The organism is Dokdonia sp. Hel_I_53 (genome assembly GCF_007827465.1).
GTDB lineage: Bacteria > Bacteroidota > Bacteroidia > Flavobacteriales > Flavobacteriaceae > Dokdonia.
Map to the genome: position 1 here is coordinate 2,445,770 of NZ_VISL01000001.1, position 25,455 is coordinate 2,471,224.

At 35.7% G+C, this 25,455-nt stretch carries 20 protein-coding genes; 6 read left to right on the forward strand and 14 right to left on the reverse strand.

Features of this window, described 5'->3' with window-relative positions; all coding sequences use genetic code 11:
- Positions 1-90 precede the first annotated feature (90 nt).
- From OD90_RS10950 to aceB, 3 genes are all read right to left on the reverse strand, one after another.
- A complete protein-coding gene (locus OD90_RS10950) occupies positions 91-1,932 on the reverse strand; it encodes a PLP-dependent transferase (protein ID WP_144669208.1) in 1,842 nt (613 codons plus the stop codon).
- Between the two features lie 205 nt (positions 1,933-2,137).
- Complete coding sequence (locus OD90_RS10955; protein ID WP_144669209.1) at positions 2,138-3,769, reverse strand: isocitrate lyase; 1,632 nt, start codon at positions 3,767-3,769, stop codon at positions 2,138-2,140.
- 74 nt (positions 3,770-3,843) lie between these two features.
- A complete protein-coding gene (aceB, locus tag OD90_RS10960; RefSeq protein WP_144669210.1) occupies positions 3,844-5,439 on the reverse strand; it encodes a malate synthase A in 1,596 nt (531 codons plus the stop codon).
- Positions 5,440-5,558: 119 nt separating this feature from the next.
- Between aceB and OD90_RS10965 the strand changes: the two genes are divergently transcribed.
- Positions 5,559-7,037 (forward strand): helix-turn-helix domain-containing protein, encoded by a 1,479-nt coding sequence (locus OD90_RS10965; RefSeq protein ID WP_144669211.1) that lies wholly within the window; start codon positions 5,559-5,561, stop codon positions 7,035-7,037.
- A 272-nt stretch (positions 7,038-7,309) separates the two neighbouring features.
- Here OD90_RS10965 and OD90_RS10970 read toward each other — a convergent pair whose 3' ends face one another.
- From OD90_RS10970 to OD90_RS11005, 8 genes are all read right to left on the reverse strand, one after another.
- Positions 7,310-7,612, reverse strand: a complete 303-nt coding sequence (locus OD90_RS10970; RefSeq protein WP_144669212.1) for a hypothetical protein — start codon at positions 7,610-7,612, stop codon at positions 7,310-7,312.
- Between the two features lie 553 nt (positions 7,613-8,165).
- Positions 8,166-8,717, reverse strand: a complete 552-nt coding sequence (locus OD90_RS10975; protein ID WP_144669213.1) for a hypothetical protein — start codon at positions 8,715-8,717, stop codon at positions 8,166-8,168.
- 359 nt (positions 8,718-9,076) lie between these two features.
- Complete coding sequence (locus OD90_RS10980) at positions 9,077-9,715, reverse strand: DUF2306 domain-containing protein (protein ID WP_144669214.1); 639 nt, start codon at positions 9,713-9,715, stop codon at positions 9,077-9,079.
- 5 nt (positions 9,716-9,720) lie between these two features.
- Positions 9,721-10,539 (reverse strand): alpha/beta hydrolase, encoded by an 819-nt coding sequence (locus OD90_RS10985; RefSeq protein ID WP_186434751.1) that lies wholly within the window; start codon positions 10,537-10,539, stop codon positions 9,721-9,723.
- Positions 10,540-10,657: 118 nt separating this feature from the next.
- Positions 10,658-11,512, reverse strand: a complete 855-nt coding sequence (locus tag OD90_RS10990; protein WP_144669216.1) for a LytR/AlgR family response regulator transcription factor — start codon at positions 11,510-11,512, stop codon at positions 10,658-10,660.
- 210 nt (positions 11,513-11,722) lie between these two features.
- Positions 11,723-12,241, reverse strand: coding sequence for a hypothetical protein (locus tag OD90_RS10995; protein ID WP_144669217.1), 519 nt, complete (start codon positions 12,239-12,241; stop codon positions 11,723-11,725).
- Positions 12,242-12,479: 238 nt separating this feature from the next.
- Entirely contained in the window at positions 12,480-14,114 is a 1,635-nt protein-coding gene (locus OD90_RS11000; protein ID WP_144669218.1) for a 4Fe-4S binding protein, read from the reverse strand.
- 20 nt (positions 14,115-14,134) lie between these two features.
- A complete protein-coding gene (locus OD90_RS11005; protein ID WP_144669219.1) occupies positions 14,135-15,475 on the reverse strand; it encodes an NAD(P)/FAD-dependent oxidoreductase in 1,341 nt (446 codons plus the stop codon).
- A gap of 232 nt (positions 15,476-15,707) precedes the next feature.
- Between OD90_RS11005 and OD90_RS11010 the strand changes: the two genes are divergently transcribed.
- Positions 15,708-16,763 carry a glycoside hydrolase family 113 gene (locus tag OD90_RS11010; protein WP_144669220.1) on the forward strand — a complete coding sequence of 352 codons (1,056 nt, stop codon included), beginning with the start codon at positions 15,708-15,710 and terminating at the stop codon, positions 16,761-16,763.
- 62 nt (positions 16,764-16,825) lie between these two features.
- Complete coding sequence (locus OD90_RS11015; protein WP_144669221.1) at positions 16,826-18,085, forward strand: POTRA domain-containing protein; 1,260 nt, start codon at positions 16,826-16,828, stop codon at positions 18,083-18,085.
- Position 18,086: 1 nt separating this feature from the next.
- Here OD90_RS11015 and OD90_RS11020 read toward each other — a convergent pair whose 3' ends face one another.
- The 3 genes from OD90_RS11020 to OD90_RS11030 all read right to left on the reverse strand — a co-directional run bounded on the left by OD90_RS11020 (position 18,087) and on the right by OD90_RS11030 (position 23,099).
- Positions 18,087-18,521 (reverse strand): hemerythrin domain-containing protein, encoded by a 435-nt coding sequence (locus tag OD90_RS11020; RefSeq protein WP_144669222.1) that lies wholly within the window; start codon positions 18,519-18,521, stop codon positions 18,087-18,089.
- Between the two features lie 139 nt (positions 18,522-18,660).
- A complete protein-coding gene (locus tag OD90_RS11025) occupies positions 18,661-20,901 on the reverse strand; it encodes a response regulator (protein WP_144669223.1) in 2,241 nt (746 codons plus the stop codon).
- A gap of 20 nt (positions 20,902-20,921) precedes the next feature.
- Positions 20,922-23,099 carry a response regulator gene (locus tag OD90_RS11030; RefSeq protein WP_186434752.1) on the reverse strand — a complete coding sequence of 726 codons (2,178 nt, stop codon included), beginning with the start codon at positions 23,097-23,099 and terminating at the stop codon, positions 20,922-20,924.
- A 312-nt stretch (positions 23,100-23,411) separates the two neighbouring features.
- On the opposite strand from OD90_RS11030, the gene OD90_RS11035 reads away from it, so the two are divergent.
- From OD90_RS11035 to OD90_RS11045, 3 genes are all read left to right on the forward strand, one after another.
- Positions 23,412-23,567: a YqaE/Pmp3 family membrane protein gene (locus OD90_RS11035; protein ID WP_144669225.1), complete on the forward strand. Its 156-nt coding sequence runs from the start codon at positions 23,412-23,414 to the stop codon at positions 23,565-23,567.
- Positions 23,568-23,591: 24 nt separating this feature from the next.
- Positions 23,592-24,179 carry a hypothetical protein gene (locus OD90_RS11040; RefSeq protein WP_261374499.1) on the forward strand — a complete coding sequence of 196 codons (588 nt, stop codon included), beginning with the start codon at positions 23,592-23,594 and terminating at the stop codon, positions 24,177-24,179.
- A 164-nt stretch (positions 24,180-24,343) separates the two neighbouring features.
- Positions 24,344-25,441 (forward strand): acyloxyacyl hydrolase, encoded by a 1,098-nt coding sequence (locus OD90_RS11045; protein WP_144669226.1) that lies wholly within the window; start codon positions 24,344-24,346, stop codon positions 25,439-25,441.
- Positions 25,442-25,455: the final 14 nt, after the last annotated feature.

Genomic DNA, 25,455 nt, shown 5'->3' on the forward strand with positions numbered 1-25,455 from the left:
ATCCCGATAGCAATATTGGGATTTTTTGTTTTACGCTTTCGCGAAAGCGAACTCTCAGTTAATCTACTTGTTGAGAAATCATATTATCTCTTACATACTCTTTACAAAATCTAAAAATACCTTTTTGTGTTTTTCAAGATCCATATTTGCCGAAAGGGAAGCGCGCACAATATAGTCTTTGTCTCCTTCTTTTGTGGTTCCTTGGGTAGACGTTGCTGGTATGGTCCAGTAAACACCTTTTAGTTGACCGTAACTTACACAATACTTACTCTCTTGCGGTATTTGTGTAATCATCATATTAATAAGCTTCAAGTTTAAAGCTCTTCGGTTTTGTTCAATTTCTGCAGGTGAATTTCCTTTTGCAGGAAGTTTAAGCGAAAAAACAGACGGTGTAAATCCACGCTGTGCAAGCTCCTCTGAAACAAAATTAATTTTTGCTTCTGGAAGCACTTCTGCTATAAAATCTACGTATTTGCGAGTGTTCTCATAGGCTTCCGCAATTCGTTTATTCATAGAAGGGAGTTGCTGGGCTAGAAAATGATATTGTTCAGTAGTAGCTTCGTTATCACAAAGAAGTAAATGCTTTTCGATCGCCGGCATTAAGTGGGCTGCAATATCATTAGACACCACATAACCAGCAGTCACTTTGCCACCACTCGGAAATTTGGAACCACTCGCATATGAAATGGCTTGCACACTAGAAAGTATATCACCTTCACCTAAGAAATGTACGTTGGGACAAAAGGTCTGATCGAGTATAAATAGTGGAGGAGTAGCATCTTCACCACTTGCCGTTTGTCTCTTTTTTGCGAGCGCATCTTTTAAGGCATCCAAATCTGGAACCTCGACTCTGGGATTTGTAGGTATCTCTGCAATGATATAGGGAATAGCGTCTTCATGTGCAATTTTAGACAACACCGTATGTAAGCTTTGCACCATGTCATTATCACCATCTACTGGGAGATCTACGACATCAACATTTTGGTGTACCGCTGCCACACGTCTTGCTTGATCATTGGTTCCCCCATAACAATTTGGAGGAACGATAAATTTTATCGCCTTACCGTCATGATGTTGTTGTGCATGATCTACTAGCCCCATCATAATCGCATATTGCATAGACAATCCGCTAGAAGCCACTAGCGGTGTAGTGGTAGTATTTGTAATCTTTGATAATAAACTTTGTACTGATGATTTGTTTTCGGCTTCTGGATGTGTTACATTTTCTTCAGGCTTCTTTACAATTCTTTTCAATGCTTTGAGTGCATTGACTGGGTTCATGGCAATGCTTTCTCGCCTTCTTACATGTTGTATATCTGATATATATTCAAAATTAGCTTGACCATTTACTATTAAGATACTTCCCAAAGTGTCGTGAAGATGAACATAGAAATCCACCTTTTCGCTTAAAGCGAAATTATCATAATCAGTTTGTGTTGAAACTACAATAGTACTGCCATCGAAAGCAGGGATGTCATCGGTGCTGGTAATTCTACTGACTTCAAAAGTATAGCCGTACACATTTTTTATGACCTCCTCATCGAAACCCTTAGGTAAGCTTTCCGTATACAGGAGCTGTGTTTTTTTGCCTGACAGCAGATTTTTACGGAGCACGGCTAAAACAGGCATGGTTTGAGAAGAAAAACTAATCACTGCCTCTGCAGATAACCCGAATGACTTAGCGATCTTCCACTCCAGTAAGGTAGAAAGCGGATGGCCTAAACGTATGTAATCATATGCGGTAGGCAAACTATGGAGTGCCTCTGTTTCAAAATTATTAGCTTTAAAGAGGGTTTCAAATTTCTCTAAAAATTCCGATTTGGCTTGAGATTCATCATAGATATCCAGGCGATGTGTCGTCAGATGAAGCCAATCTGATGGAAAATTTTGAAGTACATTTTTTATATAAGTAGCTACTTGAGTATTGTGCATATAGGAATTTGATAGTTAAACGTATCTAGCTTTCGCGAAAGCAAAAACCTTTATACAAAATTATGGAAACGAATAGACAATAGGGAATGATAAGCCGATGACTTCTATTAGCTGAGTGTCTAAAATGTAATGGAGATTTATATCCATAAAAAAGGTGGTGAGACTTGAGGTCTAACCACCTTTTTAAATTTGAATAATTTATAGTTTATACGAGTATTGCTACTTCTTTTTCAGGAGTGTTTATGGTCACTTTTACCTCAAACTGATTTGACGTATTTTTTGTTCCACCAGCTTTCAGCGCTTTATCACCAGCAAAAAACCCTTTGTGGTCGTCTCCTAGATCAGACCCCGCCATACGTTGGTGTTTTACACAAGAGACAGACTTTCGTATCTCTTGACGTTGTACTCCTTTTACATACGCCAGCATCCCTTGCTCTCCAAAATATCCCTCAGTAAGGTCATTCATGTGTAATGCTGTGGTGTGATAGGTAGGAAGGGTGATGAGGTGGTGGAAAATCCCTGCTTCTCTGGCACTATCTTTTTGAAAAGAACGAATGTTTCTATCTGCTCGGTATGACAATTCTGAAGTGTCATACTGCGCATCCATCAAGTTATTTCTATCATATCCCGTCATGTTTTCTCCTTCTGCACACATTTCTTCATAAGCTTGATTGCGGAAATTTAGTGTCCAGTTAAATGATGGAGAATTGTTGTACACTAGTTTTGCATCTGGCACCACTTTTCTCACACGATTTACCATATGCGCGATTTGTTTCACATTAGGCGTAGGTGTTTCAATCCACAGTAGATCTGCACCATTTTGTAGGCTGGTGATACAATCTAATACCACGCGGTCTATGTTGGAACCTTCTTTAAATTTGTACAATCCGTTTTCTAAACGAAGTGGGCGCACTAGTTTTCCATCACGTTTAATAAGGACATCATCTTCTTTCGCGTCAGCGATGTCAATCTCTTCTGCATCTACAAAGGCTAGGTACTGTGAAGCTAGATCACCCGGTTCTTTACTTACAGGGAGTTTTTGAGTAAGGCCAGCACCTTCAGAATCTGTACGCGCTACGATCACTCCATCTTCTACGCCTAACTCTAAAAAGGCATATCTAATCGCATTAATTTTTGTGATAAAATCTTCATGAGGTACCGTCACTTTTCCATCTTGATGACCACATTGCTTTGCGTCTGAAACCTGATTTTCAATTTGAATAGCACAAGCTCCTGCTTCAATCATTTTTTTAGAAAGCAGGTACGTAGCCTCCTCATTTCCAAAACCTGCATCAATATCGGCGATGATTGGAACAATATGGGTTTCATAATTGTCAATCTGATCTTGCACATCCTCTCCGTTGTCTAATCTTCTAAAGAGGTCATTTAATTCAATCGCATCTGCCTGGCGGAGGAAGTCATAAATCTCTTCTATTAATTTTGGCACCGATGTTTTCTCGTGCATCGATTGATCTGGAAGCGGTCCAAATTCAGAGCGAAGTGCCGCTACCATCCACCCAGATAGGTATAAGTATTTTTTTGAAGTTGTTTTATGATGTTTTTTTACCGCAATCATTTTTTGTTGCGCCACAAACCCATGCCAGCATCCAAGAGATTGTGTGTACTGTGTATTGTCTGCATCATAGGCAGCCATGTCTTTTCTCATGATTCCTGCAGTATAGGCTGCAATATCTAGACCTGTCTTAAATCTATTTTGTACCATCATACGAGCCGCGGCATTTGGTGTAATCGCATTCCAAGTAGCTCCGTATTTTTGTTTTAAATTCCTTACGGTTTCTAGTGCAGAGTTGTAGGTGGGTTGTTGTGGATTTTTCATAATTTTGAGATACGTTATTGAGTTTTAATAATGAGATCCTGTAGATTGTTGCCGCAATCGCGGGATTGTTTTTTTTAAATATATTGGTAAGCGGGTAGGGTTAAGAACTCTACAAACTCTTGAGCGCGTATGGAGTTATTAAACAATTCAATGGCCAGTGGAAACTTGGAGTGAACCATACTTTGTTCACCCACCTCCTTGAGTATTTTTTCAATTTCATCATCTAGTAGATCCTGATAATAATCAAGATTAAATACCTTTCCATTTTCTAAAGTAACTTCATTTTTAAGCCACTGCCATACTTGTGTTCTAGATATCTCGGCGGTGGCCGCATCTTCCATGAGGTTATATAGCGCCACTGCTCCATGACCTCTTAACCAAGCCTCTGTGTATAAGATACCAACGTTGATGTTCTTTCTCACACCAGCTTCAGTAATGGTTCCTTGAGGTATAGCAACCAAATCCTGTTCACTAACAGTTACATCATCTCGCTTTACATCCAGCTGATTTGAGGTAGGCATATGCTCATTAAAAACATCCATCGCAATGGCTACTAATGCGGGATGTGCTACCCACGTACCGTCATGACCATTTTTTACTTCACGTTCTTTGTCTTTTTTGACTTTATCGAGCGCAGCTTGATTGGCCTCAAGATCATTTTTAATAGGAATTTGAGCTGCCATACCACCTATGGCGAGAATATTGCGCTTGTGACAGCGTTGTATCACAAGTTTTGAATAGGCATCCATAAATGGAGCATCCATGCCTACCTGATCACGGTTAGGAACCACAAAGTTTTCATGATTTCTAAATTTCTTGATATAGGAAAAGATATAATCCCAACGGCCACAGTTTAAGCCTACGATATGATCTTTGAGCTCGTAGATAATCTCATCTAACTGGAAACTAGCGGTAATGGTTTCTACTAATACGGTTGCTTTAAAAGTTCCTATAGGAACAGCTAAGTATTCTTCTGCAAAAGTGAACACTTCGTTCCACCAGCGAGCCTCTAAGTAGTGCTCTAGTTTAGGTAGGTAAAAATAAGGGGCTGTGTTATCTTCAAGAAGGACTCTTGTATTGTGTATCACATATAAACCAAAATCCACAAGGCTTCCTGATGCCTCTTCGTTATCAAACAACAGATTCCTTTCATTCAAGTGAAGTCCTCTAGGTCTTACCAGTAACACAGCAGTTTTCTCATTTAATTGATACGATTTTCCTCTAGCCTCATCTACGAGGGAGATGGTTTTTTTATTGGCATCCAATAAATTCTGTTGTCCTTTAATGACGTTGTCCCAAGAGGGAGCCGTGCTATCTTCAAGGTCTGCCATAAAAGTTTTTGCACCAGAATTGAGGGCATTTATGATCATTTTTCGATCTACCGGACCCGTAATTTCAACCCTGCGATCTTGTAAGTCTGAAGGGATAGCTCCAGCTGTCCACTCAGCATTTCTAATGGCTACAGTTTCTCTTGGAAACTCAGGAAATTTACCTTGATCAAAAACCTTTTGTTGTTCTTCACGCCTCTTGAGTAGCGCTAGCCTACTGGCATTAAATTTTTCGTGCAATGCGCTTATGAATTCTAAGGCTTCATCCGTTAGGATTTCAGGATAATAATTTGTGACAGCGTTAGAAAAGGAAATTTGTGAAAGTGCTACCGTATTTTTCATTTGTGTTGCTATTTATACAACAATATTAAAACAAAGAATTCATAAAAACAAGCGAACGTTCGCTAAAAATATAAATTCGCTGAAAATTATATTTTCGCAAATAAGAGTATCTTTGTATTATGGAGGAGAATTACATCAAGCTTATTTTTGGCTTAAAGCTTAAGCAGATACGCAATGACAAGAAATTATCTCTGTTTGGATTATCCAAACTTACGGGCATGTCTAAGTCGTATTTAAATGAAATTGAAAATGGAAAAAAATATCCTAAACCCGATAAAATTGCCATTCTCTCCGAAAAATTGGAGGTTCCGTACGATCAGTTTGTTTCGCTTAAGCTAGATAAAAATTTGGCGCCTATTGGTGAATTACTACAATCCAATATTCTTAAAGAAATTCCCCTAGAGCTATTTGGCATCAAAGAAAGTAACCTTATTGATATAGTGGCAAATGCACCTGCAAAGGTGAATGCATTTATAAGTACCATTATTAAGATTTCACAAAATTATAATGTAAGTAGAGAAAGTTTCTTCCTAGCATCCGTACGATCGTATCAAGAGGCCAACCAGAATTACTTTGATGACTTAGAGAAGAAGGTCGCACAGTTTGCAAAAGCCTATCACATTGATTTACTAAGGCCTATCACGTCTGCTATTTTAGAAGAAATACTGCAGGAAGAATTTGGGTACACCATTTTAAATGAAGAATTATCAAAGTATGAAGACCTAGAAAACTTAAGATCTGTATTTATCCCTAAAACTAAAACTTTATTACTCACAGACGGTATAGATGAAGCACAACGCACCTTTATTTATGCAAAAGAGTTGGCCTTTCATTTTCTAGAGATCAATGAGCGTTTATATACGTTCCCGTGGATTAAGTTTGACACCTTTGACCAAGTATTAAATAATTTTTACGCTTCCTATTTTGCCGGCGCGTTAATGATTCCAGCCACTTCGCTCAAAGAGCAATTAACTGCAATTTTTGAAAAAGATCATTTTGATAAAGAAGCATTCTTAAACTCCATAGCCTCCTTTAACGCCTCACCAGAATCGTATTACCAGCGGCTTACGAATATACTACCCCAAGCATTTAATATTCAAAATCTTTTCTTTTTACGCTTTACCCACAAAGCAGGCAGCGACCGCTTTTATCTTAAAAAAGAACTGCATTTATCCCACCAGCAATCGCCTCGAGCAAATGAAAGCAACGAGCATTATTGCAGGCGCTGGGTGTCTTTAAATATTTTGAAGGAAATAAGTCACAGCAAGAAGGATCATGCATTTGATTTACAAATTTCTAATTACGAAAGTGATGGAAACAGCTATCTGGTGCTCTCCTCTGCCACCAAAGATCCCTTTAGAGAGCAGTATTACAGAAGCATCAGTATTGGATTGTTGATTAATAGGCAACTCAAGCGAAAATTAAATTTCCTTTCAGACCCAAAATTGGAACGTCGTGAAGTAGGTGTTACCTGTGAGCGTTGCGCCATTACAAATTGTGAGCTTCGAGCTGTGCCCGCACGTTTCCTAGAGAAAAATAATAAAAATAAGCAGATTGAAACCATAGTGGAGGAGTTGCAAACTCAATTTAGCAAATAAGAGAAATTGTCATCTTAATAAAAGTGATTATTACGCTTTCGCGAAAATTTAAATTGGCTAAAAAAAGGGAGAGACAATTGCAGAGTGTAATTCTAAATTTTAGTTATGCGATGTGTAAGTGGAAGAATTGTTTTGAGATTTGTGGTGTTCTAATTCCTAAGTTGAAGAAAAATCTACGATGAAAACCATAGATCAAAATTAGCTTAAAAGCATGTGCTGAGCTTGTCGAAGTAGGTTTTTTTTAACTCAGTTCTTTGTTGCCATACGTTGTTTTATTCAGACACATAGGTTTGATTAAATGCTTTCACTCGATTTCTATCGTTTTTGCTTAAAATATCATAAATCCATACTGGAATTAGTAATCCGCATGCAACTGCAATAATTCCAATGACTGTTTTCATTTCGGAAACTATTTCCATCACAAAATAAATTCCGATCAAAGTACCTACTAGGAATATAATTCCAGCAAGAATTGAAATCAGTTTGGATTCCTTTGCGTAAAATTTATTAGCATGCAGAGTAGAATTCTGATTACATTTTTTACAGTAAGTTTCTCGGATTTTTCCATTTTCCATGGCATAATCAATACGAGTACTCGATTCTGTTTTTAATCGGTTTTCATAGTTGCAATTTGAACATTTAAAATATACTCTCAAATTTGGTCAATATTTTTTACAAAAAGCCACTGCATAAAGCGATTGCGGCATACTTCGACAAGCTCAGCATAAGCTTTGCTAATTTGCTTTACGTGTGGGTCTGTATTTGTTTTGTCTAAATATACATTTTTTTGTGAATCTGTGAGCCGCACATATAGTACTTTGACAATCTCAGTCAACCACTTTCAAAATTGCTCCCTTATCATCGACGAGGGAGGTCGACTGTGAAGATGATGCTAGTAGCAGTAAAATTTACTTTTGATGGATACCTCAAGTTTTGATAAAGCCAGATACTTTATTGTTTAAGTAATGCGTAAGATGGTTATGAATTTTACAGCGGAGCCATACGACAAAGCGGTAATGAGCTGATGTGGAAATACCTTCGATAGCTATAGCTATATGCATTTATAAATAAGTGAGTATTCTTGATAATTAGACTGCCGCAATTAATTATAAACCGCATAGTGCAACGTTATTTTATTATTTCTTCCAAAAAAATTATTCCAGCGTGTTTAGATCTTTCTATTAAAATACTTTTAGCATTTAATAGTTCTGGATTTTTAGATTTTTTGAAAAGATGTTTTTTTATTTTGGAATTATTTTTTTCAAAATGTAATACAGTATCTAATCCTTCAAGATTTTCTGCAACCTTCTTACTCAAATTTTTAACTCCAATTACGTTAAATTCTTCACGAATTTTTTCTTTATCTTCCAAGTCTCTTTTTACCGAACGAACAAAAGCATAATAGGTCAAAAATATTGTTAGCGCAACTCCAATCACAACTATAATTATCATTGTTGGACTTTTGTACATTGGTTCTGCAACGTCTTCTAAATTTCTAATAGTTCTTTTTTTATCAAAAAATTTAATAAAATTCCAAAGTTCAGGTGGAGCAAATAAAGCAGCGATACCTAAACCAGGAGCAATGATTGATGTTTTCTTGAGTTTTGAATTTCCTTTTTCATACTCTTTTTCAATAGCTTTCAACTCTTCAGGAGTCATTGGTAAAGTATTATTATTCATGATTCTAATTAATATTTTAGGACAGGCCACTACAAAAAGCAAGTGCGGCATACTTCGACAAGCTCAGCACAAACTTTACTGATTTGCCTTACTTGTAGTTCTGTATTAGTTTTTTTTAAAAATACACTTATTTATGAATTTTGTGGCCGCACATTGAGCACTTCGACAAACTCAGTATACCATTTTCGAACTTGTCTCCGACGAGTTAGCTTTCGCGAAAGCGTAACGGGAGAAAGGCACAGGTTCGCTTTATGCTTGAGTTCTTGTGTAGAAAATAGTATACTTTTTGATAAGCAACTCACTCGAAAACCCATAGACCTTAATTTTATCAATAATCAATTTGCTACCTAAGTTTGTGATTAATTTTTCCGATTAAGTTTTTTAATCCAATATGATATATAGACACTTCCAATTACTCCTGGTAAAAGCCAATTGAATAAATACGGTAAAAACTGATTAACCACAAAGAATGCTGTTATAGAGGCTATGTAGCCTCCTGTCATTTTACCCACATGAAGCGTTAGCCATTTCTCTCTTAGTTTGTGTTTATTTTGAAATAAACGAATGTCTCTAATGCCAAAGCTAATACCCACAAGTCCGAATATAAGTAATACAACATCAACTCTTTCATGAAAAATAATAGGATAAATAATCATGATTAGTCCAGTAATAACCATAGTTACAGCAATCAATTTATCAATAAACACATTGTGAGTTTTATTTCTAAATTTTAAGCTTCTATATCCTCCAAGTAAGAAATACGTGCTAAACATACCTACAGAGAATAAAAAAGGACTTTCGTGATTCGGCATTATTGAGATTATGAAAGCTGTTAACGCAGAAATAAGCATAGCGTAGTAGAAAATAAGACCTGCTTTTTTGTGAGTCCTATTTCCTTTTTTAACAATAAGTGCCACTCCACCAGCTAATAGAGCAACTCCACCCATGGGAGCATGTATGTAATAAATTAATATTTGAGCTATTTTTTCAATTTCCAAAAACATTATTTTGTTAGTTTTAAATTGTTTGTAAACTCTCCAATAATTTTAATGTAAGCTTGTTTATCTTCTTTTAAGGCTTGAAGGTGTCCACCTTTATGTACCCAAAGTTCTTTAGGTTCTTGAGCATTTTTGTAATTTAATTCTACTTGGGCAAATGGTACAGTTTTGTCCTCTCTACTATGAATAAGTAATTTAGGTACATCTTCTATTTGTTTGATATCTTCTTTCACTGAGTAAGGTGAAGTAAGATATTGTTTAATCATTGGTTTTTGAGTTTCAGGCGCTTGCGATAACGCTATATCTGTAAAGGAACTCATACCACCATCTATAATTAGTCCACTGATTTTTGTTTGATTGTTTTTAGTGAGATGTGTAGCTACTTGACTCCCTAATGAAGCTCCGTAAATTACAATTCTGGTGTTTTTAATTTCTTCCTTTTTTAACAAATTATCAAATACTAATTGAGCATCGGAAATTACATTCATGTGTTTAGGTACACCTGATGAAAGACCATATCCTCTAGGTTCAAATATTAACACTTGATACCCTAGAGAAAGTAACGAGCTTGCCATCGAAACATATTTAGAAGCATTTCCACTAGCGCCTATAAATAATAAAATTGAAGTATGAGTTTTTTGTTTTGGTTTAAGCCATAATGTATGAATTTTTACAGCCTCAATTTCAAAAAATAAATCCTCGTGATCTACAGCATCATTTATAGAGTAGTCTTTAGATGGGAAATAAAATTTCTCGTCGAATTGTGCATTTAATGTATTGCATAGCCCAAGAAATGTGATTGTGATAATTAAAAATTTGTTCATAATTGTTTTCATTTTAAATTAGAATGTGGAACAAGAATAAAACAAAAAGCCTCGCAGACAGCGAGTTTGTGACAAAACACAAGACTTTGTGATAAGTTGCATTTTGAAGTGAGGTATTTTAGCTTTTATCGAACTTTGCGCTAAATGATTTGATATGATTTCTGGAAACAGGCACTTGAATTTTTCCGTTTTTAAGATCTAATTTGTAGCCTTGAGCATTTCCATTTACTTCTTTAATTTGATTTAAATTTACAATGAAAGCTTTATGGCTTCTAAACATAGAATCGAAATCCACTAATTGTTTTTCAATATCTTTTAGAGTATTGCGTATTGTCTTTTCTAAAATCTTCTCATTATCAACCCACCTAATAGTTGCATAATTTCCAATGGATTCAATAAACATCAAATCAGAGATTGTTGTTGTAATATTATCCTTCCTATTTGATGCAAAGATTATCAACTCACCATCTGGTTTTTTTTTACTAACCTGATGGGTCAACTTTTTATTTAGCTGTGAAGCATGGCTTAAGTTTTTAGCTAATTTTTTATTATGTGACAAAATGGTTACAATAACTAGAGGGAAGATCGCTGTAACAAACGTGTAAAGAAGAAAACGTAGAAAAATGTATAAGTCATTAGGAAAATCTATCACGTAAATAGAGTAGCAGTAATTGAGAATGGTAATTAGAAAGACATTCCAAAGCAACCAAATAATTTGAGAAAAAACCGTCCATTGCTTTTCAATAAAAATAGAAGGGAATAGTAGCGGTGCTATATGTTGATTAAATCCAACAGCAAGAAAGGTTATAAAACCATAACCTAAAATTACCCATATTTTGTGCTCGATATAGAGCGTGTGTAAACCAAAAGGTTGGAAAGCAAATAGAAAAAATGCAATAAAGAATCCTAAAGTGATTGCTTTTTTCCATGAATATAGATGAAGTGGATAAGGGTTTTTTAAAATTCTAGTCATTTCTGTTGTCGCAATTTATGTAGCAAACCTTTAGTAGATGAAAGTCTGGAATTTTTAAATAATGAATTTCCAAATTTGCGCTTGCTATTGCAAAATCAGGAAGACAATACGATGAAAACTATAGAACAAAATTAGCTTAAAAGCATTTGCTGAGCTTGTCTAAGTAGGCTTGTATTTTAACTCAGTTCTTTGTTGTAGCACGTTTTGTATTCATTTAGCTACAAAATTCAGTCCGCAATTTTTACATTCAGTTTCATTTGTCAAAATTCCGCTTTTACAGGCAGGACATTTGTCAGCCACGATAATAATTTCCTGATTATATTCTTTTTGCAATTGATTTAGAATTTCAACATTTTTTTCCTCAATAAATTGCATAGTCCGTTTTTTAAATAAAGTAAGTCTAGTTTGAACTTCTATCCAGTATATTTTATATTTCTTTTCAGCTATGCAAAAACAGACAATCTTGTATTGCGTTCTTAAAGTAAATAATTCATCAACTGAGAATCCCTTAGTTCGGTTAAATTGATTTCTTTGTTTTTCTGTACTATTTAGAGTTTTATATTCAATAAATGAACATTTCTTTTCTTCAAGAAATTTAAAAATTTCAGATGATTTTATTTTTGGTTTAAAAAATATTGGAAATAGTATATACCTTGCAATAAGGTACCATATTGTAGCTATAAACAGAATTAGTATTATTATATATGCTATTCGAAAAAATGGTTCCATTCAGTTTTTAAATGTGTTACAACAGGCCACTGCATAAAGCGAGTGGGGCATACTTCGGCAAGCTCAGCACAAGCTTTGCTAATTTGCTTTACTTGTGGGTCTGTATTTGTTTTGTCTAAATATACAGGTATTTGTGAATCTGTGAGCCGCATATAGCGCACTTCGACAAGCTCACTATAACACTTTCGAAATTGTCTCGGTTAAGTTTCGCTTTCGCGAAAGCGTAATAGAAATACTACTAGGCAGAGTGCTGCTCGTTATTTACATAATCCATTAAATCTACATCATTGCCCAACAATACTTGTGTGGGATTAATACGTCCTTTCTCTGGGCCGTTTTCTAGCTTAAGCACGCCACGCGGGCAAACGGCACTACAAATACCACAACCTACACAGGAGGAGCGTACTATGTTTTCTCCCTTTTGTGCATAGGCACGTACATCAATCCCTTGCTCACAATAAGTGGAGCAGTTACCACAGGAGATACACTGCCCTCCATTAGTGGTGATTCTAAAACGAGATTTAAAGCGTTGTACAAAACCAAGATATGCAGCAAGCGGGCACCCAAAACGGCACCAAACTCGATTTCCAAAAATAGGGTAGAAGCCGGTTCCTATCACCCCAGCAAACCACGCGCCTATGAGAAAGCTATAGGTGTCTTTTATCCAGTTTGTGTTAATGCCTAAAAAAGCTTGAGCTCCAGTAAAATAGCAATATAGAGTAACGAGTGTCATTACAAGGGAGAACACTAAAACACTGTGTATAAGCCAGCGCTCTAGTTTCCAAGCTTTCATGGTTTTGTTTGAATGCTGGCGGTAGGGATCTCCAAGTGTTTCAGCAAGACCACCACAACCACAGACCCAACTACAGTACCATCTTTTTCCAAAAAAATAGACCATAACGGGTACAATGACTAGCGTAAGCACAATACCCCAAACGAGAATAAAAATTCCGAGTCCGCCGCTAGCGGTTAAGGTATTTAGATTCCATTCAAAAAAGAAGTCGTAATCTAGCGGGAATGCATTTTTAAAATCGTAGCCTGGTTTCCCAAGACTAGACATTATCTCTGGAATGAGAAAGGCAAAGACAATTTGGAAAAATAGCACGGAGGTGGTACGTACAATCTGGTATTTATTATGTCTGTATTTTATGTACATACGCACCGCCATCGTGATCATAATGACACAATACATAAAACCATACACAAACCACTGGCTCGCATCGCCACCATTGAGCGCTCTACTTATAGGGTCTAAAATAAAGGTCCAGTTTACAACATAGTCTGAATAAAAGTAAAGCACAAGATAGAACGCCACTAAATAGATCAAAACCAGCCATGCTATCCACCCGCGATTGGTAGCACTATTGTGATAGATATGGTCATTTTTAATGCCTGGTTGTCCTAAGAGCACCAGGTTAGGAAAAATGAACATAAGCGCGCCAAGTATTCCCAGTCCAAAGGTTAAAATCCACATAAGTCCTGGATTTTCTCTTACAAAACCGGTTCCCGCTTTCTTTGCCAAATTAAAAGTGAATGCTTGAAAATCTCCATTATTAATTCTGTACTGATATTGCGCCCCTTTTTTGTCCCATTCCTTGGCAGCATCATATTTGGCAATTTGCTCATCGTAGTACACATTGTTGTCGGTAAGTGCGCCACGTATGGCACTCGAAAATCCAAAGGTGCCAAAGGTTTCACCCACAACTTCTTCTTCAAGTGTTTTGGCTAAGAGTTCGCTCTTGATTCCTTTTTCTTCTATAAAGCTATCTAACTGCTCTTGAGTAAGAGAAAATTCTCCCATAAAAAGTGCTCCGGTCCAGATAGCCATTCCTGTAAGGAAGATAATAAGGCCTATAATTTTAATCGTTTTCATATGATATTTTATGGGAAGGTTTAAGCAAAAATTCGTTTCCAGCTCTTTTTCTTTGGGACGATTGAGGTACCATAGGCCTTATTATATGCTTCTAAAATTTCAGATTCGTAGTGCTTGTAAAATTCTGGATCAAAATTGGCATCTTTAAGATGCTCTAATACATAATCTGTGCTTCTTCCTTCTGTGAGCCATTTGTCTAGAAGTTCGTGACGCAACCGTATGTCAAAATTATTAATACCTAAAAACGTGCGAGACGTTTCCTCCATTTCAATCGTAATACATTTATCATCGTCTTTATGGATCCAATGAAAATGAGTATTTCCTGCTTTCGGTTTAGCAAAAACCCAGCCGTAAGTTTGGTACTCTATATCCATAAACTTGGCACTATTAAACCAGTGGCCGGGATTGTATGGGGTGGGATTGCCTGTGAGCGTTTGGGCAAGAGCTTCGCCCATCATTCTACCCGTGTACCATACCGCTTCTATGGGTCTCCTTCCATTAATACCTTCGTGTTGCTCTGCACAGTCTCCTATAGCATAAATATCTTTTATATTGGTTTCCAGCATCGGGTTTACTTTCACACCTCTACCTATTCCTATCCCGCTATTTTTTAAGAAATCAACATTTGGTGTAACGCCAGCTGTAAGTCCCACTACATCACAAGCAATTTCCTCACCTGTTTCTTTAATGATTATTGACGTAACGTTGCCCTGCGCATCACCTTGGATGCTTTCTAAATTTACCCCTAAACGTAAATCTACATGATGACTTTTAATATGTCTATTGAGCATCGCACTCTCACCTTCTGGCAAGACGCTATTCCAGAAGCTATGCTCCCGCACTAGAAATGTCACGGGTATATCTCGTGTGAGTAACATCTCAACCATTTCTATCCCAATAAGTCCACCGCCCACTACGACAGCGCGCTTGCAGGTTTCATTATTAGGAGCATTTTTTTCTAGTAAATCTAGATCCTGCTTAGAGTACAGACCTTGAACGCCATTGAGATTTTCGCCAGGCCAGCCAAATTTATTAGGCTTTGACCCTACAGCAAGAACCAGCTTGTCGTAACTCATCTGTTCTCCTCCAGAAAGGTGTAATTGTTTATTTTGATGATCTACGTTTTTTACAAAAGCACGCTTTAAATCAATGCGGTTTTTTTTCCAGAAATAATCTTCATAGGGTTTGGTATGTTCATATTTCATGTGACCCATATACACATACATCAAGGCGGTACGTGAGAAGAAATAATCTGTCTCAGAAGAGATGATCGTAATTTTTTTGTCTGAGGCTTTTCTGATATGCCGTGCGGTGGTCACACCAGAAATTCCGTTACCTATAATGACGATGTGTTCTTGCATACTAATGGGTATTTGTACAATCGTAAATATATCTTTTTAAAAACACATTTTGGGTGTGTTACTATTCTAAATACGCTTTCGCGAAAGCGTATATATTTTTTAAGCTAGTTAAATTCTTGTTGGGTAGTTTTAAATATAGGAAACTCAGAGCTCTCAAAAGTTATTTAAAAAAAATGCTTGGATCACTGGAATAGACCTTTAGACGCAAATTAAAAATTTAGAAAGCAGAATAATGAAGGTCTTGTCAAATGGTGTATCTTTCAAAGAAAAAGTAAGTAAGGTGAATCTTATTATAAAAACATTTATTTTTATTCTTCTATGTTCCTGCAGTGCGCAACCTGTACCAGAGATGAAAATTAAGGGAGTAAGCTTTGTCGCAAACCGAAGCCCTGTAGATAGTACCCATGTTAAACCAGTAAAAGATCTTCATGCAAATTATGCTGCGGTGATGCCTTTTGGATTTATACCAGAAAAGGATGCTCCGCAAATTGTTTATAACACAGACCGGCAATGGTATGGTGAGACTAAAGAAGGAGGGCGCAATTATATTACCCAGTTGCATAAGGGGAATATAAACGTTATGATGAAACCTCAATTATGGATTCGTCACGGAGAATTTACCGGCTATCTCAAAATGCGTACAGAAGAGGATTGGCTAGCCCTAGAAGAATCTTACAGGGTTTTTATCATAGAGTATGCAGTGCTAGCTCAAGAAGAGAATACAGCTATCTTCTGTATAGGCACAGAGCTTGAAAATTTTGTAAGCAACAGACCAGAATTCTGGAAGCAACTTATTATTGATATCAGGAAAATCTATAATGGCAAACTTACATATGCGGCAAATTGGGATGAATATAAGCGAACTCCTTTTTGGAATCAGCTAGATTTTATTGGAGTAGATGCATATTTTCCTGTATGCGATGAAGAAACACCATCTGTAGCCTGTGCTAGGGAAGGGTGGAAAAAGTGGGGAGGAGAGCTAGCTGCTTTCGCGAAAGCAAAAGACCGTAAAGTTATTTTCACAGAATTTGGGTACAGATCAGTCGATTATACGGGTAGAGAACCTTGGAAAGCAGACCGATCTATGACTGGGGTAAATCTCCAAGGACAAGCAAACGCAACTCAGGCATTGCTAGAAACAGTTTGGCAAGAAGAGTGGATGGCAGGTGGGTTTGTCTGGAAGTGGTTTATTCATCATGATGAGGTAGGTGGAGAACAGAATAATCAATACACCCCCCAAAACAAACCAGCAGCCGAAATTTTGCGTACTTATTTTGAACGTGACTAGCTGAGATTTAAATACTACAAAGCACTTATCTTTAAAGTTAAGACAAGCGACCTATTTTACCTATGAAATTTCTTTGGATTGCCCTTTTAGTAAGCGTTACTTCTGTTTGTAGTGCACAGCATTTTACCGTAAAAGAAATCTCGTTTGAGGGGTTAAAGCGGGTGGATGAATCGCTATTAAGGCATTTGATAAAGGTGCATGTTGCTAGGCCTTATGACTCACTCCAAGTGGTTACAGATCTTGAGCGATTAAATCGCTTGCCCGCAATAGCAAAAGCTTCTGTTGTAAAAATTATAAACGAAGATTCTACTTATACCTTACGCTATAAAATTATTGAGAATTTTGCCATTATTCCAGGCTTGCGTATAGGGCAAGCAAATGATGATAGTTTTGCCTTTCGTGCAAGTGTATTTGATTTTAACTTCTTGGGTCAAAGTCAGATTATAGGAGGATTTTTCCAAAAGGATGTTTTTAGTTCTTTTGGGGCGTATTGGGAGGCTCCATTTCTGTTTAGTAATAAGTGGGGTCTTGGACTTAACTATATTGATAATATTACATTTGAACCTGTCTATTTTCAGGATGAGCCTTTTAATTATAAAAAAGAGGATCGCGGTCTTGAAATGTATATTTTGTATGAGATCGATTTTCACAACAAGGCAGAATTAGGTGTACGATTTTTTGACGAATCATATGTATATAATGAAACCCCAGCGGCTGAAAATCTCCCAAATGACCTTAATGCAAATAAAACATTCTATCGAGCTCAATATGAGACCAATTTTTTAGATATTGATTATCAATATGTAGTAGGTTTTAGAAATATTTTTGATGTAAGTTACCAGACTGGTGGTGATGGATTGCTAGGAGATACCTTCATAGCAACTAACTCGTTCGAATATTTTAAAAAACTAGGTGAGAGAGGAAACTGGGCTAATAGGCTACAACTAGGCTATTCATCGTTTACAAAAACAGAATTTGCTCCTTTTACGATAGATAATCAATTCAATCTTCGCGGGTCTGGAAATGACAGCAATCGTGGTACTTCGTTTGTTTTTGTAAATACAGAGTACCGTTATACACTTTTAGAAAAAGATTGGTTTGTAATGCAAGGAAATACATTTGTTGATGCAGGTATACTCCAAGAACCCAAAGGAAGTCTAAGTACAATTACTCCCAAATCTTCCTTTGAAATATATTCTGGGATAGGCATTAGGTTTTTACATAAGCGCATATTTAACGCCGTAATTAGATTAGATTACGGCGTAGGAATAGGATCACGTGACAGTCGTGGATTTGTTTTTGGAATAGGTCAGTACTTTTAGCCTATCTATTTTCTTTCATAGACTTCTTATAGTCTGTTGCTAGGTCTTCTTTCTGAGTTTCTGAAAAAACTTTACCTGCGAGTTGGAAAAAAGTATGTTCTTCATCTTCTAAATGATGCTCCACTTTTTCACATAATTGCTTTGCATATGTGAGCCAAGCTGGAGAGTCTAGATCTGTGTCGTCTATTTTTGCGATAAGTTCATCCATCTCGTGATGTTCTGCAATTCCATGTCTTGCATGTTCTTGCATCATATCATTACTTATAAGTGGTTTGTAAAAATGGCGTTCTTCTGCCATAGCGTGTACCTGTAATTCGTTTTTAAGACTTTCCCACATTTCTTTCCGTCCTTTGCTTTCTCCAGAGGTGCTTGTGACTAGGCGACAAAGCTCTCTCTGTTTATCATGGTCTTTACGTATAGCTTCAAATATATTCATAGGGTTGTATTTAGTTTTGCTTAAAAATACAATAGATCCCCAAGGCTAAATCTTAGATTTTTCTTAAAATTGAGAATCAGGAGTCTTTGTAGCTATTAGAGTATGTAGAGGAGTACGCTTTCGCGAAAGCTAAAAAGTCTTATACAACGAGTCTATGGAGGTTATTAGCGATGGTATGTCTAAATTTATGAATGTCGTAGGGTTTTACGATAATATCATTCATCCCAGAGGCGTATATCTGATCTCTCATTTCCTTGATCTCTACAGCGGTTAATGCAATGATGGGCACATTTTGGTTAAATTCTCGGATTTTCTCTGTTGCTTCCATTCCGTTCATAATGGGCATATTTACGTCCATTAATATCAGATCAAAGTGCGAGTGCTTTGCTTTCTCCACGGCATCTTTACCATTTCCAGCAATGGTGCATATGACATTTGATTTTTCAAGGATTTTTTGAGTAACTTTTTGATTAATGCGATTATCATCTACAATGAGAATTTCTTTATTCTGTAGGCTAGTTGAGGTTCCTAGGGGAGCATTTGCTTCGGGTCTTTCATTGATTTGAGCTATCGAAAAGTCTAACTCAAAATAAAAATTAGAACCTTCACCGTATTTACTTTCTAACTTAATTTCGCTATTGTGAAGTGCTAATAATTTTTTTACAATGGGCAATCCTAAACCTGTTCCCTGATAAGAATAGTGTTTTGAACCTATTTGAGAAAATTCATCAAAAATACGTTCTTTTCGTTCCTGAGGAATTCCTACGCCATTATCTTGGATGGAAAAGTGTAACCTACACTTATTTTTTGAAACCGATACAGCTTTTATCAATACAGTTATGGTACCGTTCTCTGTAAATTTACAAGCATTACCTATCAAGTTCATAAGAATTTGTGACAAGCGTATCGTGTCACCTTTTATATAGGTAGGAACATCTTCTTTTATAGAGGTTATAATCACATTATTATTTTGCAAGCGCATGTATTCAAAACTGGAGGTAATGGTTTGAATAAGCTCTCTTACATTAAATACTACAAACTCTTCTTTTAATGACTTTGAGTCTACTTTATTAATCTGTAACACATCATTGATAAGCGCTAAGAGATAATCTGCAGAGAATTTAAGAGATTTTATGTCTTCTTCGTGTGATTTGAGCGCAGGGTCGTCTAGTAAGATTGTACTCAGACCTATAACTCCGTATAGTGGAGTTCTAAGTTCATGACTTACTGTAGAGAAGAACTCAGTTTTTGATCTGGATAGTTCTTCAGATTTTTGCTTTGCTTTGAGGTAGGCAATGTTTTTAATTCGCAAATTTCTTACATATTTTTTTCTGGTAAAGAAAGCATAGAGAAGAATTGCGATTAATAAAAAAAAGAAGATTACTACCACAAGGAGAATTTGATTCACTCTATCCTTATTTCTAACATTATTGGCTTGTAGTTCATTTTGAAGCTCTGTGCGTTCAATGTCTTTTTTGTATTGCGCTACTTCATATTGTGCTGCTACTTTTTGAGATTTTTCTGTTTGTAATTGATCAATATTTTTTTCAAAAAGAGATTGGTATTTATCACCTGCTTCATAAGCCTCTTTATATCTTTTTTGAGCGTAAAGGCTCTTAGAATATAGATCATAAGAATCTGCAAGGTCAAGTTTAGATTTATGCAACGCAGTGTCAAGAAAAACTTCTGATAAATAATAATCTACTTTCTCATAATCCTTTTTTTCAAGGTAATATTCTGCCCATGAGTTTTGTATCCCGGCTCTTAAATTGATATCTAAAGCGTATTTGTATTTATCTGCTTCGTACAGGTAAATAGCCGCAATATCAGGCTTGTCATGATCAAAAAGAGTATAGGCAGTATTATAATAAGCTGTTCCTAGATTGAGAGAGTCATTACTAGCTTTAAAAGTTTCTATAGACTTTTTGTGATATATGAGCGCCTTTTTTAATTGATCCTTAGATGACCCATATAGATTTGCTAAATCCATATAACTTAAACCTAATGTCTGAGTATCGTTAATGAGATTTGCAAGTGATTGCGCTTTTTCAAAACTATCCCGAGCACGTATGGTATCATTAAGCATTAAGTAATCATATCCTAAATAACGGTAGCCGTTTAGTAGATTACCCGTATCGTTTATTTTTTCTGCTGCTTTTATAATCTTGATGGTTAGCTCTAATGATTTGCTATGATTACCCGTATTGTAGAACGTTGTAGCAGAATCTGTAAGTTTATTAATATAGTCTCTATCTATACTTGTGCTATCTTGTGAGAGTATTGTAAGTGAGAAGAGAAAAAAGACAGCAGAAAGTGTAAGATTTCTCAAAAGTGGAGTTATTTTAAACTGTGGAAATATATAAAAAAGAGGAAATCCCATTTGTTAGGTATTAAACATTTTTAAGCTAACTCTTTAATATGCGCTACGTTTTTGATGATCGTACGCTTAAATTTAGAGATGTCATAAGGCTTTACGATAATATCAGTCATACCAGATTCATAGATTTTTGTTCGCATTTCTTTAACTTCAACAGCTGTTAGTGCGATAATGGGGATGGAGTTGTCAAATTCTCTTATTTTCTCTGTAGCCTCCATACCATTCATAACCGGCATATTTATATCCATAAGGATCAGATCAAAATTTTCTTCTTTTGCTGCTGCTATTGCTTCCTCTCCATTATTTGCAACTTGACACAAGACATCAGATTTTTGCAAAATTTTTGTAGTTACAATCTGGTTGATACGGTTATCATCTACAATAAGTATACGTTTTCCTCTTAAAGCATCTTCATCGATGGACAGTGTGGGTTCAATACGGCTTTCTGCAACTGCATTATCTAATTCTAATGTGAAGAAAAATACAGAGCCTACACCCATTTCACTTTCTACATTTATTTTTGAGTTAGATAATGCCAGTAGTTTTTTTACAATAGGTAAGCCTAAACCTGTACCTTGATATGTATAATGCCTAGAATTTACTTGGGAGAATTCATTAAAGATACTAGATAATTTTGATTCTGGAATACCTATTCCAGTATCTGCTATACTAAATTTTAGTGTTGTAGTTTCTTTAGAAATAGTTTTTACATCTATTGTAATGTTGATGATGCCATTATCTGTAAACTTAAGCGCGTTACCTATAAGGTTCATTAATATCTGAGATAATCGTGTTGCATCACCACGTAAAACTCGCGGTACTTTTGAATCAATATCAATATTAATTATATTTTTATTTTGAAGTCGCATGTACTCAAAAGAAGAAACAATATTTTTTATAAATTCTCTTACATTAAAATTTTCTTCATTTTCTTCCAGCAATTTTGAATCAATTTTACTTATCTGAAGCACATCGTTAATAAGGGCCAACAAATAATCTGCTGAAAATTTTAAGGATTTGATGTCCTGCTCGTGCGATTTCAATTCTGGGTTGTCTAGTAAGATCGTGCTTAAACCAATGACACCATATAATGGAGTCCGAAGCTCATGACTTACCGTAGAAAAAAAGGCAGACTTAGATTTTGAAAGTTCTTCGCTCTTTTCTTTAGCTAATAAATACTCTTGATTTTTGAGAGTTAATTTTTTAATAAATACTTTTCTATTTTTATAAGAGGTATAGAATAGTATTAGAAGAAGAACACACGCTATAACGAGAGCCGTTAAAAAATTATTTAAACGCTCCTTATTAACCATTATTTCCTGCTGCAGTTGGTTTTTTAGTTCTTTACGTTCAATATTCTTTTTATACTCATCTACTTGAAAACTCGCTGCAGCATTTTGCGAAGATGCATTTTGTATATTTTCTAAGGTTTCAGCCTCATACGCTTCAAATTTTACTCGGGACTCATATGCTTCCTTGTAAAGTTTCTGGTTGTAAAGGTTGAAGCTGAGTTTTTCATAAGTATCAGCTAGATCTGTACTCGTTAGGCCATTGAGCGTATCTTTAAGAACTTCTTTGAGGTAAAAATCAACTTTATTGTAATTTTTATTTTGAATATAGTACTCCGCCCATTGATTGAATAACTTATTCTTATAGTTACTTATGCCAATCCCTATTAGTTTGTTTGCTTCTTTAAGGTAGGGTAATGCAGCGTTATATTGCTCGTGATTATATAGTGTGATGATGGTATTATAATAGGCCTTTCCAAGATTTACAGAATCTTTAATCTTTTTAAATAGTGTGATAGACTTATTGTGGTAGCGTATTGCTTTCTCATAATCATTAGGAATGTTAGAAAATAAATTAGCAAGATCCATATAGGTCTCAGCGACTAAAGTATCATTCTCAATAAGTTGTGCATATTGCTGTGCTTTTTGAAAATTCACACGAGCAAGCTCTAGGTCTTCAAGTATAAGATAATCATAACCTAAATAACGATACCCTTTCTGTAAGTATGCAAAATCGTTGATTTTTTCTGCATTTTCTACAATGGCAATATTGTTAGATAGAGATTTCACATAGTTGCCCGCACTATAATTAATAGCTGAAGAATCTATAAGCTTTTCAATATGATTCTGGATGGAAAGTGTATCTATCTGAGCGTGTGAGGTCAGCGTTGCAACAACGCATATAAAATACAAAGAAAAATTTCTCATCGGGGAGCACTGAGTTACTATATGCAATGATAGTGAATTTTAAAGGAAAAATGCCATTCGTCGGAGATTAATTGCATTATATCGATAATTTTACATTTTTGATTTTCAGTAGAATGTAAAGGAAAACAGTACTATTTACCTTATTTAGATTACAAGAGCACAATATTAATAGTATAAAACATAATGGCGTGTTAATATCTAGCAGCGTGTTGTTAACGTTGTCTCAATTGCAAATTCTTTAACTGTAGAACCTTTATTGATCATTTACATTTGTACAAACTATTAAAAACAATCAGAATGTCATTACTCATTATTATCTTAAGTATTTTACTTCCACCACTAGCAGTAGCATTAACAAAAGGTGCAGGTAAAGATTTACTTATAAACATATTACTTACATTACTAGGCTGGCTTCCAGGAGTCATTCATGCCTTTTATGTAAACAGCAAATAAAGAATAACAAACTAAAATTAAATTATGATGAAAAAATATCTTTTAAGTATAGCAGTAGTAACAGCATTAATCAGCTGTGATATCGATAAAAAAGGACAAGTTGAACTTCCAGAAGTAGATGTAGATGTAGACGCAGAGGCAGGAGATCTACCATCATTTGACGTAGACTGGGCAGATGTAAATGTAGGAACTAGAACTAAGATGGTAGAAGTGCCAAAAGTAGTAGTTGTAATGGAAGAAGAGGAAATTGAAGTTCCTTATGTAGATGTAGATATGCCTGAAGATTATGAAGATAAAGAAAAGATGGAGCGTACGCTACGTGTAGAAGCAGAAGTAGATGACGTTGAGCATAATCTTGATATCAAAGAAATAAGAGCTTACAACAATAAATTATATGTCATTGCTGAGTTAGAAAAAATGACTCAAAGTATTGCAGGTAAAACAATGAGAGTTCAAGATCAAATTGAATTGAATGCACCAAATATGAATGTAGAATATATAATAGTTGGTGAAAAGCCTAACAGATTATTCAATAATCAGTATAGGTACTTATCTAGTATGAACGATCTTGATGATGAAATTGCAAATGCAAAAGTTATTTACAATAGGTAAGATAACTGAAATAAGAATACTGAAGAGCAGCCGGAAGGCTGCTTTTTTTTTTGCTTTCGCGAAAACGTACTATTTTTAGATAAATTCTTATTGATCATAATTATTTTCAATTTGAAAATTTTTGTAAGTTCACACCAAAACTAATAAGTTCTTCATTGCTATCTATGCGTACTATCGCTTTATTTCTTTTCTTATTAAACTGTTGTTTGTTACATGCCCAAGAGAAAATTTTAAAACCTTTTGATATTGAAGCAGACCTTTTTTATGGAACTATTTTAGAACATAATCCGGACATTTCTCACCTTATTACAGAGCATCCCACAGGTATAATGCTTGCGTATAACCGAAAGACCTATGGGTTTGAGGACTGGGAAAGAAGGTATAATTTCCCAGATGTAGGGTATACGTTTGCATATCAAGATATGAAGAACTTCTATCTTGGGGAGTTATATTCTGGTTATGCCCACTACAATTTTTATTATTGGAAACGAAGATTGCAATTTCGGATAGGACAGGGATTTGCTATTGCTACTAAGCCCTATGACCGCGAGACAAACTTCATTAATAACGCCTATGGAACTCGAGTTTTAAGTAGCACAATGCTCAAGTTTAGTTATAAGCAAAATAATATTTGGAGGGGCTTTGGCGCGCATGCAGGATTCTCTCTTATACATTATAGTAATGCAAATCTAAAAGCACCTAACAATTCGACAAATACATGGGCCTTTACTGCGGGTATCAATTATTTTCCCAACCATGAGAAAATGCCTGATTTTATTCCTATGGGAGAAAAGACCAAATATTCAGAACCACTTCATTATAATCTAGTCGTAAGGAGTGGTGCAAACCAAAGTGATATTAATAATTCTCCAAGATATGGCTTTGTTACCCTAACAGGCTTTGTGGATAAACGCATCAACCACAAATCAAGCTTAACCGGAGGGGTGGATGCTTTCTTTGCAAATTTTTTAAAAGAACTTATTCGTTATGAATCTGTAGCCTTCCCAGAGGGAGAGGTGAGTGGTGATGAAGACTGGAAACGTTTTGGCGTTTTTGTGGGGCACGAGTTGCATTTTAACGAGATGTCATTTGTTTCTCAATTAGGATACTATGTGTACTATCCCTATGATTTTGAAGGAAGATTTTATAATAGACTTGGTTTAAAACGAACGTTTGGAAAGCATTTTAGAGGGAGTATGGTTGTAAAAGCGCATGGTGCAAAGGCTGAGGCTGTAGAATTTGGAATAGGTTATCGATTTTAATATGAAGAACTTTT

Coding starts and splice junctions, on each gene's coding strand:
- OD90_RS10975 (WP_144669213.1), bottom strand. CDS start 8,717: ATGAATAATAATACTTTACCAATGACTCCTGAAGAGTTGAAAGCTATT.
- OD90_RS10985 (WP_186434751.1), bottom strand. CDS start 10,539: ATGAACAAATTTTTAATTATCACAATCACATTTCTTGGGCTATGCAAT.
- OD90_RS11025 (WP_144669223.1), bottom strand. CDS start 20,901: ATGGGATTTCCTCTTTTTTATATATTTCCACAGTTTAAAATAACTCCA.
- OD90_RS11010 (WP_144669220.1), top strand. CDS start 15,708: ATGAAGGTCTTGTCAAATGGTGTATCTTTCAAAGAAAAAGTAAGTAAG.
- OD90_RS10970 (WP_144669212.1), bottom strand. CDS start 7,612: ATGGAAAATGGAAAAATCCGAGAAACTTACTGTAAAAAATGTAATCAG.
- OD90_RS11045 (WP_144669226.1), top strand. CDS start 24,344: ATGCGTACTATCGCTTTATTTCTTTTCTTATTAAACTGTTGTTTGTTA.
- OD90_RS10955 (WP_144669209.1), bottom strand. CDS start 3,769: ATGAAAAATCCACAACAACCCACCTACAACTCTGCACTAGAAACCGTA.
- OD90_RS10965 (WP_144669211.1), top strand. CDS start 5,559: ATGGAGGAGAATTACATCAAGCTTATTTTTGGCTTAAAGCTTAAGCAG.
- OD90_RS11035 (WP_144669225.1), top strand. CDS start 23,412: ATGTCATTACTCATTATTATCTTAAGTATTTTACTTCCACCACTAGCA.
- OD90_RS10995 (WP_144669217.1), bottom strand. CDS start 12,241: ATGGAACCATTTTTTCGAATAGCATATATAATAATACTAATTCTGTTT.
- aceB (WP_144669210.1), bottom strand. CDS start 5,439: ATGAAAAATACGGTAGCACTTTCACAAATTTCCTTTTCTAACGCTGTC.
- OD90_RS11020 (WP_144669222.1), bottom strand. CDS start 18,521: ATGAATATATTTGAAGCTATACGTAAAGACCATGATAAACAGAGAGAG.
- OD90_RS10950 (WP_144669208.1), bottom strand. CDS start 1,932: ATGCACAATACTCAAGTAGCTACTTATATAAAAAATGTACTTCAAAAT.
- OD90_RS11040 (WP_261374499.1), top strand. CDS start 23,592: ATGATGAAAAAATATCTTTTAAGTATAGCAGTAGTAACAGCATTAATC.
- OD90_RS11015 (WP_144669221.1), top strand. CDS start 16,826: ATGAAATTTCTTTGGATTGCCCTTTTAGTAAGCGTTACTTCTGTTTGT.
- OD90_RS11000 (WP_144669218.1), bottom strand. CDS start 14,114: ATGAAAACGATTAAAATTATAGGCCTTATTATCTTCCTTACAGGAATG.
- OD90_RS10990 (WP_144669216.1), bottom strand. CDS start 11,512: ATGACTAGAATTTTAAAAAACCCTTATCCACTTCATCTATATTCATGG.
- OD90_RS11005 (WP_144669219.1), bottom strand. CDS start 15,475: ATGCAAGAACACATCGTCATTATAGGTAACGGAATTTCTGGTGTGACC.